At 33.5% G+C, this 13,876-nt stretch carries 15 protein-coding genes; 3 read left to right on the top strand and 12 right to left on the bottom strand.

The window, feature by feature from the left end:
* Nucleotides 1–201: 201 nt before the first annotated feature.
* A complete protein-coding gene (locus tag P177_RS18255) occupies nucleotides 202–2,652 on the top strand; it encodes an ATP-binding response regulator (RefSeq protein ID WP_036157117.1) in 2,451 nt (816 codons plus the stop codon).
* Here the strand turns inward: P177_RS18255 and P177_RS18260 are convergent.
* From P177_RS18260 to P177_RS18300, 9 genes are all read right to left on the bottom strand, one after another.
* Nucleotides 2,627–3,985, bottom strand: coding sequence for a sigma-54-dependent transcriptional regulator (locus P177_RS18260; RefSeq protein WP_036158779.1), 1,359 nt, complete (start codon nucleotides 3,983–3,985; stop codon nucleotides 2,627–2,629). The genes P177_RS18255 and P177_RS18260 overlap by 26 nt on opposite strands.
* Nucleotides 3,986–4,162: 177 nt before the next feature.
* Nucleotides 4,163–4,480 (bottom strand): hypothetical protein, encoded by a 318-nt coding sequence (locus P177_RS18265; RefSeq protein ID WP_036157119.1) that lies wholly within the window; start codon nucleotides 4,478–4,480, stop codon nucleotides 4,163–4,165.
* Between the two features lie 617 nt (nucleotides 4,481–5,097).
* Entirely contained in the window at nucleotides 5,098–5,403 is a 306-nt protein-coding gene (locus P177_RS18270; protein WP_036157121.1) for a hypothetical protein, read from the bottom strand.
* A gap of 153 nt (nucleotides 5,404–5,556) precedes the next feature.
* A complete protein-coding gene (locus P177_RS18275) occupies nucleotides 5,557–5,859 on the bottom strand; it encodes a hypothetical protein (RefSeq protein ID WP_036158781.1) in 303 nt (100 codons plus the stop codon).
* Between the two features lie 209 nt (nucleotides 5,860–6,068).
* The gene (locus tag P177_RS18280; RefSeq protein ID WP_036157123.1) at nucleotides 6,069–7,607 is read right to left on the bottom strand and encodes a DUF4301 family protein; all 1,539 of its coding nucleotides are present in this window, start codon (nucleotides 7,605–7,607) and stop codon (nucleotides 6,069–6,071) included.
* The gene (locus tag P177_RS18285) at nucleotides 7,604–8,167 is read right to left on the bottom strand and encodes an AAA family ATPase (RefSeq protein ID WP_036157124.1); all 564 of its coding nucleotides are present in this window, start codon (nucleotides 8,165–8,167) and stop codon (nucleotides 7,604–7,606) included. The genes P177_RS18280 and P177_RS18285 overlap by 4 nt, the downstream gene beginning before the upstream one ends.
* Complete coding sequence (gene pnuC / locus P177_RS18290; protein ID WP_036157126.1) at nucleotides 8,128–8,760, bottom strand: nicotinamide riboside transporter PnuC; 633 nt, start codon at nucleotides 8,758–8,760, stop codon at nucleotides 8,128–8,130. The genes P177_RS18285 and pnuC overlap by 40 nt, the downstream gene beginning before the upstream one ends.
* Nucleotides 8,744–9,004: a hypothetical protein gene (locus P177_RS18295; protein ID WP_036157129.1), complete on the bottom strand. Its 261-nt coding sequence runs from the start codon at nucleotides 9,002–9,004 to the stop codon at nucleotides 8,744–8,746. The genes pnuC and P177_RS18295 overlap by 17 nt, the downstream gene beginning before the upstream one ends.
* Nucleotides 9,005–9,030: 26 nt before the next feature.
* A complete protein-coding gene (locus P177_RS18300) occupies nucleotides 9,031–9,669 on the bottom strand; it encodes a 4'-phosphopantetheinyl transferase family protein (protein WP_036157131.1) in 639 nt (212 codons plus the stop codon).
* Nucleotides 9,670–9,750: 81 nt separating this feature from the next.
* Here P177_RS18300 and ahcY point away from each other — a divergent pair, with 81 nt between their 5' ends.
* On the top strand, nucleotides 9,751–11,067 hold the full coding sequence (ahcY, locus tag P177_RS18305; protein WP_036157133.1) for an adenosylhomocysteinase: 1,317 nt from the start codon (nucleotides 9,751–9,753) through the stop codon (nucleotides 11,065–11,067).
* 73 nt (nucleotides 11,068–11,140) lie between these two features.
* On the opposite strand, the gene P177_RS18310 is transcribed toward ahcY, so the two are convergent.
* Together P177_RS18310 and P177_RS18315 are read right to left on the bottom strand one after the other, a co-directional pair.
* Nucleotides 11,141–11,725 carry a DUF3332 domain-containing protein gene (locus tag P177_RS18310; protein WP_036157135.1) on the bottom strand — a complete coding sequence of 195 codons (585 nt, stop codon included), beginning with the start codon at nucleotides 11,723–11,725 and terminating at the stop codon, nucleotides 11,141–11,143.
* 128 nt (nucleotides 11,726–11,853) lie between these two features.
* On the bottom strand, nucleotides 11,854–12,228 hold the full coding sequence (locus tag P177_RS18315) for a CCC motif membrane protein (protein WP_051941911.1): 375 nt from the start codon (nucleotides 12,226–12,228) through the stop codon (nucleotides 11,854–11,856).
* 115 nt (nucleotides 12,229–12,343) lie between these two features.
* Between P177_RS18315 and P177_RS18320 the strand changes: the two genes are divergently transcribed.
* On the top strand, nucleotides 12,344–12,865 hold the full coding sequence (locus P177_RS18320; RefSeq protein ID WP_036157137.1) for a 5' nucleotidase, NT5C type: 522 nt from the start codon (nucleotides 12,344–12,346) through the stop codon (nucleotides 12,863–12,865).
* Here the strand turns inward: P177_RS18320 and P177_RS18325 are convergent.
* Nucleotides 12,857–13,870, bottom strand: coding sequence for a phytase (locus P177_RS18325; RefSeq protein ID WP_036157139.1), 1,014 nt, complete (start codon nucleotides 13,868–13,870; stop codon nucleotides 12,857–12,859). The two genes, P177_RS18320 and P177_RS18325, sit on opposite strands and share 9 nt — an antisense overlap.
* Nucleotides 13,871–13,876 lie beyond the last annotated feature (6 nt).

Genomic DNA, 13,876 nt, shown 5'->3' on the forward strand with positions numbered 1-13,876 from the left:
TACCTGCCCAGGTTCTTTGGGTATAATCTCAGCTTTGTTCTAAAACTAGAACTAGGCACCCCTTTGAGATGCGGCAAATGTAATGCAGTTATTTAAACTGTCATAAAGAAATTTAAAAAAATAACAACTTGTTTAATTAACATCATTTTAGAACTTCTTCTTGCAGTTTTAACGTATTTATACTACCAGCAACGAAACTTTATGAATTCAAAAAAAAATAGATTCACCCTTAAGATTACTATTAGTTATCTACTCCTAATTATTCTAGGGGTCATTGCCTCTTATTATATCTACAATGAAGTAAAAGAGTATATAGCAACTGAACAAACAACGGAAAAAGACAATAAACTGCTAAAAACCAACTCTTTTCTTGCGCAATTATATGAAGCGGAAAGTCTTTCAAAGCTTGCCTTGCAAACCAAAAGCAAAATCAATTTTACCGCTTATGAGAATAAAATAGACTCTCTCTACACCAATATTGAAGAATTAAAAACACTTACGGAAAGCAATCATCAACGCATGCTTCTAGATAGCCTTAGCTCTTTACTAACCAAAAAGGTGACCAATATTAATGCCTTACGTTCTATTAGACTTAAAGACCAAACAGGCACCGCTATAAACTCTGCACTTAAAGAATTTGACAAGCTTGAAGAATCTTTGGGTATTATTAAACCGGAAGGTTTAGCCCCAAACTTGGACGAGCTTTCACCTAAAGCACAAAGTGCCATAAAAAAAGTTGCCGATTATTTAAACGCAAATGTACCCGCAGATGGAGATCCACAGCAAAATGCACAAACAATGGACAGTGTTCTTCAGGTATCTAAAAACCTTTTAAAAGATGTTCAACAAGAAAACACAATAAATGAAAATTCTTTAGCCATTAGAGAAACAACCATCAACAGAACAGATGTTGAGCTATCGCAGCAATTGCGCAACATACTTTCTTCTTTTGAGCAAGAGATTATTATGAACAGTCTAGCAACTTCCATAAAAAAAGAATCGCTGCTTAAACGAAGTATTCGCCTAGCCGTTATCGCCGCAATTCTTGGCTTTCTTGTAGTGGGAATTTTTACATTTATTCTTAATAGAGATTTTTGGAAAGCGAATATTTACAGAGAAAAACTTGAAAAGGAAAAGGCATATTCAGAATCGCTCTTAAAAAGTAGAGAACAATTGATCGCTACCGTAAGTCATGACTTACGCACTCCATTAAACACCATAAGCGGCTATGCCAATATTATAGAAGAAAGCGATAACAGTAAGAACCACAAAGAACATATAACCCATATTAAATCTGCTACTACCTATGTCAATAACCTTGTAAATGACTTACTGGATTTCTCCCAGTTAGAAGCCGGAAAAATGGTTGCTAAGCATTCTACTTTTAGGATTGATAAATTAATACAAGAAAGCTCTAAAAATATTGCTTCTCAATATCAAAACAAGAATATTGAAATGGTTTTTAATTTAGATGATTCTTTAAAACATCCTATTATTTCCGATGCTTTTCGTTTACGACAAATTATTTCGAATCTTTTAGGAAATGCTTATAAATTCACAGATAAAGGTACTATCACATTGACCGGAACTATATTAAACAATAAAACTCTTAAACTACAAATAGAAGATACGGGAATAGGGATTTCTAAAGAGAAACAAGAACTGATTTTCAAAGAATTTACACAAGCTGAGAACGATACCGATAAGAAATATGGTGGATACGGATTAGGACTTACCATTACCAAAAAACTCACTGAATTACTAGAAGGTTCCATCTTGTTAGAAAGCGAAATAAATAAAGGCAGTACGTTCACGCTTGAAATACCTATTGAATTGGGAGAAGATTTGGAAGATGAAAATCAATCAATTATAGCATTAGAAGATTTAAAAATTATTGTATTCGATGATGATACTTCTTTCTTAAAACTTATTGGCGAAATGCTAAAATCTACAGGAATTGAAGCCCGACTATTTTCAGATTTTAATGCTTTTACATCTGAAGAAGATTTCAACTTTGATGTGGTTTTGACCGATATAGAAATGCCTACCGTTACAGGCTATGAAATTGTAGACAAATTAAAATCTGGAGCATTCAAAAATTATAAAAAACAACCCATCTTGGCAATGACAGGAAGACAAGACCTATCATTACAACATTTCACCGAAAAAAGATTTACTAGCCTCTTACGCAAGCCGTTTTCAAAGACCGACTTATTACAAAAACTAAATACATTATTTAACAATAACACCAAAACCCCAAGTAGTACTGTTATTTTAAATAAAGAAAGCAATGACAAGCCATTTAGCCTAACTAATATAAAAATGTTTTTAGGTGATGACCAAAATGCTATTGTTGAGGTATTGCTGATTTTTAAAAAAGACACCACCGAAAACCTCCTTCAATTACGAACTTCCGTTGCCGATAATAATTTTGAGCTACTAAACAAAACAGCACATAAAATGCTGCCCATGTTTCGTCAATTAGAAGTGCATAATGCTATTCCCGTTTTAGAAACTTTTGAAGTATTAAAGAGTAATGAAATTAGCAGTCAAAAATTAAAGAAAAAATTTCAAGAAGTGCAGCGTGAGATTGAAATTTTAGTTGATGTACTTTCACAGCAAACAGCTACAGATCCAAATCATAATGGTTGATTCTATTGTATAGCGTTTTTCGAGTTACCTGAAGTAATTTAGCTGCCTTGGATTTGTTGTAATTAGTACGTTTTAAAGCGTTTACAATTTGTTCTTTTTCAAATTCTGCTTTTGAAAGACCTCCTAGTGCTACGGTTTCTAAAACCGGACTCATTAATTCTGACGGTAAAACCTTTGCTTCTACTTTATCTGTAGTTGATAACAATACTGCACGCTGAATTACATTCTGTAATTCGCGAATATTACCAGGCCAATGATACGCATTGAAAATATCCCAAACCTCATCAGAAAAATCAACTATTTGTTTGTTCAACTTTTCATTGAACTTTTTTAGAAAATGAGAAGCTAATACCGACAAATCTCCATGTCTGTTTTTTAAAGCGGGAATTTGCAAAGAAAATTCATTTAATCTATGATACAGATCTTCACGAAAAGTACCGTTCTCAACCGCAGATTTTAAATCTTCATTGGTAGCTGATAATATTCTAACATCAACCTGTATTTCAGTATTACTACCTATTCTTTTAATTTTTCGCTCTTGTAAGGCTCTTAACAACTGAATTTGATTCTCATAGGAAAGATTACCTACCTCATCTAAAAACAATGTTCCGCCATTAGCAGCTTCAAAACTCCCTATTTTATCAGCAACTGCACCGGTAAAACTTCCTTTTAAATGTCCAAAAAACTCACTTGCCGCTAATTCTTTAGGTATTGCCCCACAATCAAGCGCTATAAATGGCTTTTTATTTCTTGTACTTTTTTGATGAATGGCTTTTGCAGTAACCTCTTTACCTGTACCACTTTCTCCTATGATCAAAACTGACATATCCGTAGGTGCGACTAAGACAATATGTTCTTCTAATTTTTGAGTTGCATCACTTGTAAGAATCAATTCCTTTGAACTAGCTTCACTCTCTTTGTTAGCTACTTTAGCCTTAGAGTTTTCAGGTTCTTCTTTGGAAGTCTCTTTTACAACTGCAGGTTTTGAATTCAATGCCCCATCAATAACCGTCAACATTTGGTCAGGCGTAAATGGTTTGGAAATATAATCATATGCACCCATCTTCATAGCCTTTACAGCCGTAGACACTTCTGCATAACCGGTCATAACTATTACCGGAATCTTTCCTTTTAATTCAGACATCAATTTAATGCCATCATAATCCGGCAGACGCAAATCGGTTATTACCAAATTAAAATTTTGTTCTTTTAGCTGTTTTTCACCTTCTAACCCAGTATGACTTAATACTACATCATAACTATTTCTAGCCAAAAACTTTTGAAGCATTTGAGCAAATGAAGTATCATCTTCAATGATTAATATTTTAGTCATAGTCAGTATGGTGTTCTTAGTATCTACGTAAAAATACCATATGCCGACTACTTGTATTTTAAAATTATCATAAAGCTTTAATGCAAACATTTAAAAAAAGGCATAAAAAAAGGAAAGAATAGCCTTTAGCTATCCTTTCCTGACCAAACCAACTTGAACAAACAAGTTTCTCTATAATTACATATCTATCCAATTACCTTCTTCATCTGCATACACCGTACCTTGTGTGCCATCTTCAAGAGATAATACTAGCTTATATTGTTTCTTTTCATTTGTGTATGCCTTATCTAAATTTGCCGTTGGAAAATTTTTTGATACTGCATCTGTTACTGCTTGTGGTACTTCTGCAACAGAGATTTCTTTAAAATCTTCTGCCACAATTGAAATTTCATCTATTTGGTTATGCTGTATTCCATTTTCAGAAATTAAAGCTTCTTGTGCATTCATTGCAAAACCTCCTATTGTCATTGCTCCTAATAAAAATAAAGTCTTCATCTTTTTTATATTTAAGTTAATAATACATATCAATACTACTAACAAAGAAAAAAGAATGCCATAAAAATATTAGACAACAACACACTTGATTATCAGTCGTTTAAATATTCAATGTCATTTAAGCAACTGGGTAAAATTGTACCTAACACTAACTACTGTGTAATTTTTACTCAATTCGTTTATCACCAAAAAGCGAACTTTGCATTATATTAAAGGCAAAAAAAGGAGCTGCAAATTGCAGCCCCCCTCAAACCACCTATCAAACTTTTGTCTTAAAACTTTAAAATCAACACCTCAATCAATTCAACAACAACTAAAATTGGCAATGCTAATCTGGGGGATTATTTCAAATACAATTATCTGGTGGCACTTTCATAGTTAACGGTTAGTGTTTACGCGAAAGTGATATTTTTCTTATTTACTTCTCCAAACATAATTTTGATATGACCCCTAATGAAAAAATCAAAACTGTGCTTAAGACTAAAATAAATACTAATGTGACCATTGTTTCATAACTTGCTTCACTTATTTAGACACAACATTTTCTGATAGGTCACATTTTAAATAAAAAAAAAACCGCTTTTAGCAGTTTTTTTATTTCTGTCTGTAAAAACAGACTATCTTTTAGTGATCCAATTACCATGCTGATCTATATATACGGTCTTTCTTGTACCGCTTTTAAGTACCATGATTAATTTGAATTCTCCTTTATCATTTTTAAAAGCGCCACCAAGTTTAGAGGTTGGGTACTGCTTTAATATCTCTTCGATCACAGGAGGTGTTAATTCGCTTGACTTTATTTTTACGTATTCATCTGCCGCATTGATTACAACTTCTGTTTTAACTATATCTGAACTAGTTTTTGCTGTTGCGTTAAACATAATTCCAAAAGTTAAGAATACTAGTATTGCGTAATTTTTCATGCTTAATATTTTAATCGTTAATAACTCTAAATCCTAAAATACTTACGGAGTAATCTTACATATGGATTATCCATTAATGAAATTTTAAAATTTTAAACATAAAAAAGCTGCCTAGGCAGCTTTTTACAAACAACTAACTCAAACTTCTAATCCTTACATTTCTAACCAGTTACCTTCTGCATCTGCATAAAGCACTGAAGAAGCACCATCTTGTGAAGTAATTTCTAATTTGTAATTATTTTCATCATCAACGTACGCTTTATTCAACATTGCACCTTCATAATCTGTTGCTAAAGCATTTACAATTGGCGTTGGTAAATCAGAGGCAGCTACTTCTGTATAATCTTGTAAAAAAACATCTTCCATTATACCATCGTGAAATATAATTGGAGTTGCGGCAGTACCTATCGTTAAACTACCTATGGCTAAAGCTGTGGCAAATACTATTTTTTTCATCTTTCTTATATTTAAATTAAACATTCTTGAAAGATATATTAGAATAATTGTGCCAACACGAAATACAACATCTTGTTTAATTACATATAATTGAATATCAGTTATTTAAACTAAATAATCGTTCAGAGACTATTGGGTAAAAATGTGCGTAAATAAAAAAAAGTGTGTAGAAACTACACACTTTTTTATACGATACTCTATATTATGATTTAAGCCTGATGTGAATCTTTTAAAAGATCTACTACACTTTTTACAGGATTAAAGGTCACTAAGGGCACTTCTACAAAAATGGTATTCCAAAAAGCCATTGCACCATTCCACAAGCCAGGTAGCTCAAGAGCTTTTAATTCTTTACCATCTTTAGTTTTACCTGTAATAAAACCTTGCTTTTCATCAACAAACTTTAATAGGTCATATTTCTCACCTTTATAATTACGAACAGCACATACCAAATCTACCGGATTAAAATGTGTAGAATTTTTAAGAAGATCCGCTTGTTGTGAATTATCCATATCTATTTGGGCAGACTCTATAATTTGTAAAGAAACTTCCCCCTTACCATTAGTTACCCAAAACGGACCACCACCTGGCTCACCTTCATTCTTAACCATACCGCAAATACGAATAGGTCTGTTGATTTTATCTTTTAGTACAGCTACTTTTTCACTGTTGGATTTGGTATCAAAATCATCTGAGAAACGAACATTCAAGTTTGTAACCAAAAAGTTTCTGATTTCTTCAATCTGTGTATCATCTATATTCCCCTTATATAGCAACGCAGCATATTCAAAAGCTATTTCCTGCTCTTTTAAAAGAACACCTGCCAAAACCTTTTTACTATCCGCAACTGCCTTGGCATCTTTCATTACGGCAACGTTATCTATATTCTTAATAAAGATAACATCGGCGTCCTGTTCATTTAAATTCTGAATCAATGCACCATGACCTCCTGGTCTAAATAACACAGAGCCATCTTCATTTCTAAATGGATTATTGTCCATATCTACGGCCAAGGTATCTGTAGAAGGTTTTTGAAATGAATAATCTACATTATAAGTTATACCAGTGTCAGCAGAAACTTTTGGTCCAGAGGCTTTAAATTCTTCCCCAAACATTTCTTCATGCTGCTCAGAGATTGTAAAATGTAAATTTGCTTTTCCGTTAGAACCTGCATATAATGCACCTTCCTTTAAATGTTCTTCAAATGGTGTTGCTGCAGAAGATTCGTACTTATGAAATGGCAATAATCCCTTCGGATAAAAACCATAGTTCAGTGCATTCTCGCCCAAAAGTTCAGAGATAAAACTAAAAACCTTTTCTCCTTGAGCATCAGATTTTAAATTCAATCTATCCATAACTTTCTGATAAAACGGAAAACGCTCTAATCCTTCAGAGAACTTCTTAATATCTTTATCATTAGTTCTTGTCAAATATGCGTCTAGAGTTTCCTCAGCAGGATTATAAGCACCTAAAAAACTAAATAATGCTTTAAACATTCTTGATGCCGCACCAGAAGCCGGCACAAACTTTAATATATCTAAGTCTTTTAATTTTGAATCATAAAATGCAATGAGCTCTTGCTCTTCTGCATCAGAAAATTTAAGAATACCATTACCTATTACGGCGGCATTCTCTAATTTTACAAAAGGTATACCTTCTTTAAAGGTGTTGATGTGACTCAACATTTGCTCTTTAGAAATTCCCTTTTGCTCTAATTGTTTTAAATCTTTATTTGTAAGTTCAATCATTTATCTAATAAGGTATCTATATGGTTAATGGCTTTTTCTAAACGTTGTTTTTTGTTCCCCTTCAAGGTAATAAATTTTTTGCCGTATTTTTCTAAAGTATCTTTAAAATAATTGAACATTTGTTCTCTTTCATTAGGCTTATCCCTTAAATCATCAGCTTCCCAAGGAATATCTATATAAGTCAGTAAATAAAGATCATAAGAATTCTCAAGCGCATATTTTTCTAGTACAGGATCGCATTCCCCAATATAATATGCTTCTGAATATACTTTGGTTTCCAACAGATCCGTATCGCAAATGAGAATATCCGTAGCCTTTTTAGACAACTTATTTTCTAAGCGCATTTGTCCTTCGGCAATAGGTAACAGATCATGAGGTTCGCAAGTTTTACGCTCATTGTTCCATTTATCTTGAAGATAATCTCTTGCATACTCTGGTACCCAAACGGTATGGTAATGCCTTGCCAACTGTTCTGATAAGGTTGTCTTACCTGTAGATTCTGGACCAAAAAGGACCACTTTTAAGACATCTGAAGGTTCTTGCTTATATTTTTCTTCCATGCATTATACCCGTAAAAGGCCAATATTGTAAAAATGAGATATTGAAAACTAGTAAACGTAAATCCTTTATAAAAATATAATGGAATAGATATTAAATCTCCAATGATCCAATATATCCAATTTTCTACTTTCCTCTTGGCCATCAACCACATACCCACAAAAAATATAGCTGTTGTTATGGTATCAACATAAGCAGTCCAACTATTCCATTTATCAAAAACTTGATACACGGTAAAAACAAAGATGATGGTACTTATAAAAATGATAACCGAGGTACTATTTTCCTTTTTGGTTACTCTGGTAATTGGCGTGTAATGTTCTGCATCTACTTTTCTTGTCCAAATATACCAACCATACAAACTCATTATAAAATAGTAAGCATTGATCATCATATCGCCCAATAAACCCCATTTTAATAAGAGATAGACAAATATTGAAGTACTTATCAGCCCTGTAGGGTACACTAAAATTTTGTTTTGTTTGGAAAACCATACCGATAACAGTCCAAAAATGACCGCTACGATCTCCAGGATAATATCTAAAGAATCATAATCTGAATATTGACCAAAGAGATAATCAAAAATGGGGCTCATAGTCGCTTCTATCAGATTTAACTATTTTCATGAACAAAAGTCCGCGATCCATTAGCTCAAATGCTGTTTTAATTTCAGTATTCAATACGTTCATTACTTCATCATACGAACCAAATACTTGTGTACTTAGCGGGTTCTCCAATACAGTTAAACCACAGTCACGCAGTTTTTTTATAAAATTTATAATGTGCTGCTCAAAATCGTCTTGCAAAGGCGAAAAGGTTAATTCAACTGATATATCCATATAAAGTATGCTGTCTTTAATTTATTCTATTCTTTATCTCTTGTAGCATATACACAAGTAAACTGCTCAAACTCTAGAAATCGTATTTTATAACTGGATAAATTTCCTTGAAAAATAATTTGTGCCGTTGTATTATTGGCATCAAATTTAAAATCTTGAACATTTATATGGTGCAAAAAACTTACTCCCCTGTGGCCATAAATTTTATAAAGTGATTCTTTGGCACCCCATACAATAGTCAATTTTCTAACTACAGCGGCAGTATTCGCAAGTGTCTTATACTCTTCAAAAGGTGTAAACTTATGTGCTATTCTTAAAATTTTATCACGCTGCATTTCAATATCTATACCTACATGTTCGGTTTTACTTATGATAATACCCGTAAAATTATGTGAGTGTGTAATAGATATAAAATTACAGTCTTTTAAATGGGGTTTCCCATTTTCATCATAGATTAAATCGGCATCGGTATAACCATAGGTAGCAAGCAAATGCCTAATACTCAAAAATGCCTTACGATGAAGTTCAGATTTCATTCCGTCAAATCGATTTTGACAATAGGGCGTGAGCTCAATACCCGTCCAAAGGTTTTCTTCTGTCTCTTCAACCTTCCAAATTGCTAAGGAGGTTTCTTCATTTACTGTTATAGTTTTGTAAAGCGGCATGGGATTCTTAGTGTTATTCGTACCTTTGCACGAATTAAAAATTGCTGTACACAGAAAACGAAAGTATAAAATAATAAAGATATGAGCACGAAAACTATTCCGTATGTGCCTTATAAGGTTAAGGATATTTCCCTTGCTGATTGGGGAAGAAAAGAAATTGAATTAGCAGAAGCTGAAATGCCAGGCTTAATGGCTTTAAGAGAAGAGTACAAAGATGAGCAACCTTTAAAAGGTGCCCGTATTGCAGGTTGTCTTCATATGACAATACAAACTGCTGTACTTATAGAAACATTGACCGCTCTTGGCGCAGATGTTACTTGGAGTTCATGTAACATATTTTCCACTCAAGATCAAGCAGCAGCAGCTATTGCCGCAGCAGGCGTACCTGTTTATGCTTGGAAAGGAATGAACGAAGAGGAGTTTGATTGGTGTATTGAACAAACTTTATTCTTTGGTGAGGACAGAAAACCATTGAACATGATTTTGGATGATGGTGGTGACCTAACAAATATGGTTTTGGATAAATACCCAGAAATGGCCGGAGAAATCAAAGGTCTTTCTGAAGAAACAACAACAGGTGTTCACCGTTTATACGAGCGTGTAAAGAAAGGAACTTTACCTATGCCAGCTATAAACGTTAACGATTCTGTTACTAAATCTAAATTCGATAACAAATACGGATGTCGCGAAAGTGCTGTTGATGCTATACGTAGAGCAACAGATACTATGCTTGCAGGAAAGCGTGTAGTTGTTGCCGGTTACGGTGATGTTGGTAAAGGTACTGCAGCTTCTTTTAAAGGTGCTGGCTCTATCGTTACCGTTACCGAAATTGACCCAATTTGTGCATTACAGGCTTGTATGGACGGATTTGAAGTTAAGAAACTGGAAACGGTTATTGGTAATGCAGATATCGTAATCACTACAACCGGAAATAAAGATATTATTAGAGCTGAACATTTTGAAGCCCTAAAGGATAAAGCCATTGTTTGTAACATTGGTCATTTTGATAATGAGATCGACATGGCATGGTTGAACAAAAATCATGGTAGTACCAAAGATGAAATTAAGCCACAGGTTGATAAATATACTATCAACGGTAAAGATTTAATCATTTTGGCAGAAGGTAGATTGGTTAACTTAGGTTGTGCAACTGGGCACCCTAGTTTTGTAATGAGTAATTCTTTTACAAACCAAACATTAGCTCAAATAGAGCTTTGGAAAAACAGTGCCAACTATGAGAATGATGTATACATGCTACCTAAGCATTTAGATGAGAAGGTTGCAAAACTTCACTTATCTCGTTTAGGAGCTGAGCTTACAGAGTTGAAAGATTACCAAGCCGATTACATTGGTGTAACGGTAGAAGGTCCTTTCAAACCTGAATACTACAGATACTAAAACATTGGTTTTAGAAACTAAAAAAGTCCTGATTTTCATCAGGACTTTTTTTATGCTTTATACTTTCTTTAGATTAGTTATTTTCTGCCAACATACCTTCTAAGTAATAACAATCTGTTTGCTCTTTAATTTGAGCCAAACCTTCTTCTTTAGAGCTTATCGGATTAATCTTAACCTCTTTTCCGTTTGGCATATAAACAATATAAAAACCTTCTTCAAAAGATGACAATTTTATAATTTCACCATTAGGTCTTACGGCATTCCATGATTTATCACCTGGCTTATAAACTAAATCAATTTTCTTTCCTTTTTTAGGACCATCAACGACGGTTACTTGCATTCTGTTCTTAGTAGCGGTCATTTCAAAAGTGTTACCGTCTCTTTCTACCATTTGAGTCTCTGACTCTCCTTCTTCCATAGCAATTGGATTAGAACCGCTCCAAAATTCTATTACGTTGAAGATAATGGCATCTCCTAAAAAGAATAAACCATAAACAGGAATTATGTTCAAGCCCCAAAATACCAAGTTGTTTACAAACTTACTATCAGAAACACCTTGGTTCCAGTCTTTTAAATTATTAAAAGCACTAAATGAACCCAAGCAACTAGAGAATAATAAGGTACTTGCCATTGCAACACAGATAATTGATTTTTTCATGATATAAATTGTTTAGAATTAGATTTGCAAAATAATTACTAACTCTCAAGAACTTACACTGATAAAATATAATTATTAACGGTATCCATTATAAGGAAGATTATTCGTTATACATGTACACCTGTATTTTAATTCGCCATTCCACTTTCCATACCTACATTCCATTTACGCACAAATTCATCTGACCAAGCGTCCCAGCCAATTGTACTTAACGTCCAAATAGCAATACCAATTATTATAACATTTAAAACAATACCTATAACTGCAATTATCTTACCTTTTTTTACGGTTGCATAATTGTCGTAGGCCTCAGGATTCATTTTATAGACTCCTTCAGATTTTAAAGCTAAATAGTAAGAAATAATTGCCGGTATAATACCAAAACCTCCAAGACAACAGATGATACAGCTAAGAACGGATAACACATAAATGAATGCAGAATTAGGTAGTTTTTTACTTTCCATATAGATATTTAATTGAAATGTTTTCTTAAAGTTATCCATTAAGTTTTAAATCAATCTTATATTTTGGTAAAGATTATGCCCATTTACCGATACTTTTTAGTTAACTCTTTTCTATTATCGGCATTTTCGCGTACTTCGCTTAAAATATAGCATAATGATCATATTTGTTGATATGGACGAGGTCATAGCCGATACCTATGGCGCCCATATAGAAATCTACAATACAGAATTTAAAGGTGAGCTTACTTCAGACACATGTAAAGGATCAGAAGTATGGCGTATGGTACCAGAAGCACACCAGGACAGTGTTCGAAAACATGCCACTAGAAGAGGATTTTTCAGAAATTTGAAACCAATAGCCGGCAGTCAAGAAATACTTGCACGATTAGCCGATAAACACGAGGTATATATAGCATCTGCAGCTATGCAATTTCCGAATTCATTAGAAGAAAAAAGTGAATGGTTAGACGAACACTTTCCTTTTATTCCTTGGCAAAATCGCATTCTTTGTGGACACAAACACATTCTCAAAGGAGATGTTCTCATAGACGACAGAAGTTTTAACCTAGAAACTTTTGAAGGTAGAAGCCTACAATTTACATCTCCACACAATGTAAACACCACCGGTTTTGAACGTGTAAATACTTGGTTTGAAATTGGGGAGAAGTTATTGTAACCCCAATTTACCCAAATCGAAAAAATAAAAATTCTTTTCGTCGTTCATGGCTACGAAAAGTCCTTTTTTGAACGTATCGTTCAATGGCATTGTAACGGCTTCACAACCATCTGTTTCGGTGGTAGAGAGATTCACAGCTTTAATATAGGTATTGGTTTCTCTATCAAAAATATTAAACTCCCCCTTTTGCTGATTGGACACTATTAAATAACCATGCCCATCAGTGTAACTTGCAATGGCTATACCTTCAATATCTTCACTAAAGTATTCTCCTCCAAAACAAGATATTTCTTCACTTCCCATACTTGGTTCGGCATAGTATTTTTTTATGCAGACACCTTCATCAGAGAAATAAACATACCCATTTTCATCATCTATAGCAATAGCCTCAATTTCCTTTACGCCGCTAAACTTGCCAAATTTTCTAACATAATTAGAGGTTATTCCTAAACTATCAGCATTTAGAGCATACTGGTACAGATAACCATCTGCCGGACCGGTTTTTCTACCTACAATAGCATATACCCTCGCATCTTTAGGAGACTTATACAAGCTAACTCCCATTGGCAATTTATTCTCTTCTAATTCTTCATCTTCAAAAACCTTAAAACCCCCACCATCTAAAGGCTTCATATCTGGTACAGAAAACATTCTGATCTGTTGCTTTTCACGCTCTGTAAACACCAAAATATCGGTTTTGGTAGAATCGTTGAGTTGAAAACCATATTCAATATCTACATTGTTTGGTCGTTTAATATTTCTAATGGTTTTATCTTCTATAATTTTACCATTTAAATCAAAGGCATAAATAGCGCCGTTGGTTTCCTTATCAGTACCAAAAACTATACTCTCTTTTGGATTATTTGGATTTATCCAAATAGCAGGGTCATCTGTATCGTTTAAAGTAAATTCTGTAATAACATCTGGCGCTATTTTGGGTAATTTACTTTGATTACATGAAACGAATAGTATGAGTAACACTAGTAAAAAGGGTATTTTTTTCATCTTGAT

It is taken from the genome of Maribacter forsetii DSM 18668, assembly GCF_000744105.1.
Taxonomy (GTDB): domain Bacteria; phylum Bacteroidota; class Bacteroidia; order Flavobacteriales; family Flavobacteriaceae; genus Maribacter; species Maribacter forsetii.

Coding starts and splice junctions, on each gene's coding strand:
- P177_RS18255 (WP_036157117.1), top strand. CDS start 202: ATGAATTCAAAAAAAAATAGATTCACCCTTAAGATTACTATTAGTTAT.
- P177_RS18260 (WP_036158779.1), bottom strand. CDS start 3,985: ATGACTAAAATATTAATCATTGAAGATGATACTTCATTTGCTCAAATG.
- P177_RS18265 (WP_036157119.1), bottom strand. CDS start 4,480: ATGAAGACTTTATTTTTATTAGGAGCAATGACAATAGGAGGTTTTGCA.
- P177_RS18270 (WP_036157121.1), bottom strand. CDS start 5,403: ATGAAAAATTACGCAATACTAGTATTCTTAACTTTTGGAATTATGTTT.
- P177_RS18275 (WP_036158781.1), bottom strand. CDS start 5,859: ATGAAAAAAATAGTATTTGCCACAGCTTTAGCCATAGGTAGTTTAACG.
- P177_RS18280 (WP_036157123.1), bottom strand. CDS start 7,607: ATGATTGAACTTACAAATAAAGATTTAAAACAATTAGAGCAAAAGGGA.
- P177_RS18285 (WP_036157124.1), bottom strand. CDS start 8,167: ATGGAAGAAAAATATAAGCAAGAACCTTCAGATGTCTTAAAAGTGGTC.
- pnuC (WP_036157126.1), bottom strand. CDS start 8,760: ATGAGCCCCATTTTTGATTATCTCTTTGGTCAATATTCAGATTATGAT.
- P177_RS18295 (WP_036157129.1), bottom strand. CDS start 9,004: ATGGATATATCAGTTGAATTAACCTTTTCGCCTTTGCAAGACGATTTT.
- P177_RS18300 (WP_036157131.1), bottom strand. CDS start 9,669: ATGCCGCTTTACAAAACTATAACAGTAAATGAAGAAACCTCCTTAGCA.
- ahcY (WP_036157133.1), top strand. CDS start 9,751: ATGAGCACGAAAACTATTCCGTATGTGCCTTATAAGGTTAAGGATATT.
- P177_RS18310 (WP_036157135.1), bottom strand. CDS start 11,725: ATGAAAAAATCAATTATCTGTGTTGCAATGGCAAGTACCTTATTATTC.
- P177_RS18315 (WP_051941911.1), bottom strand. CDS start 12,228: ATGGATAACTTTAAGAAAACATTTCAATTAAATATCTATATGGAAAGT.
- P177_RS18320 (WP_036157137.1), top strand. CDS start 12,344: ATGATCATATTTGTTGATATGGACGAGGTCATAGCCGATACCTATGGC.
- P177_RS18325 (WP_036157139.1), bottom strand. CDS start 13,870: ATGAAAAAAATACCCTTTTTACTAGTGTTACTCATACTATTCGTTTCA.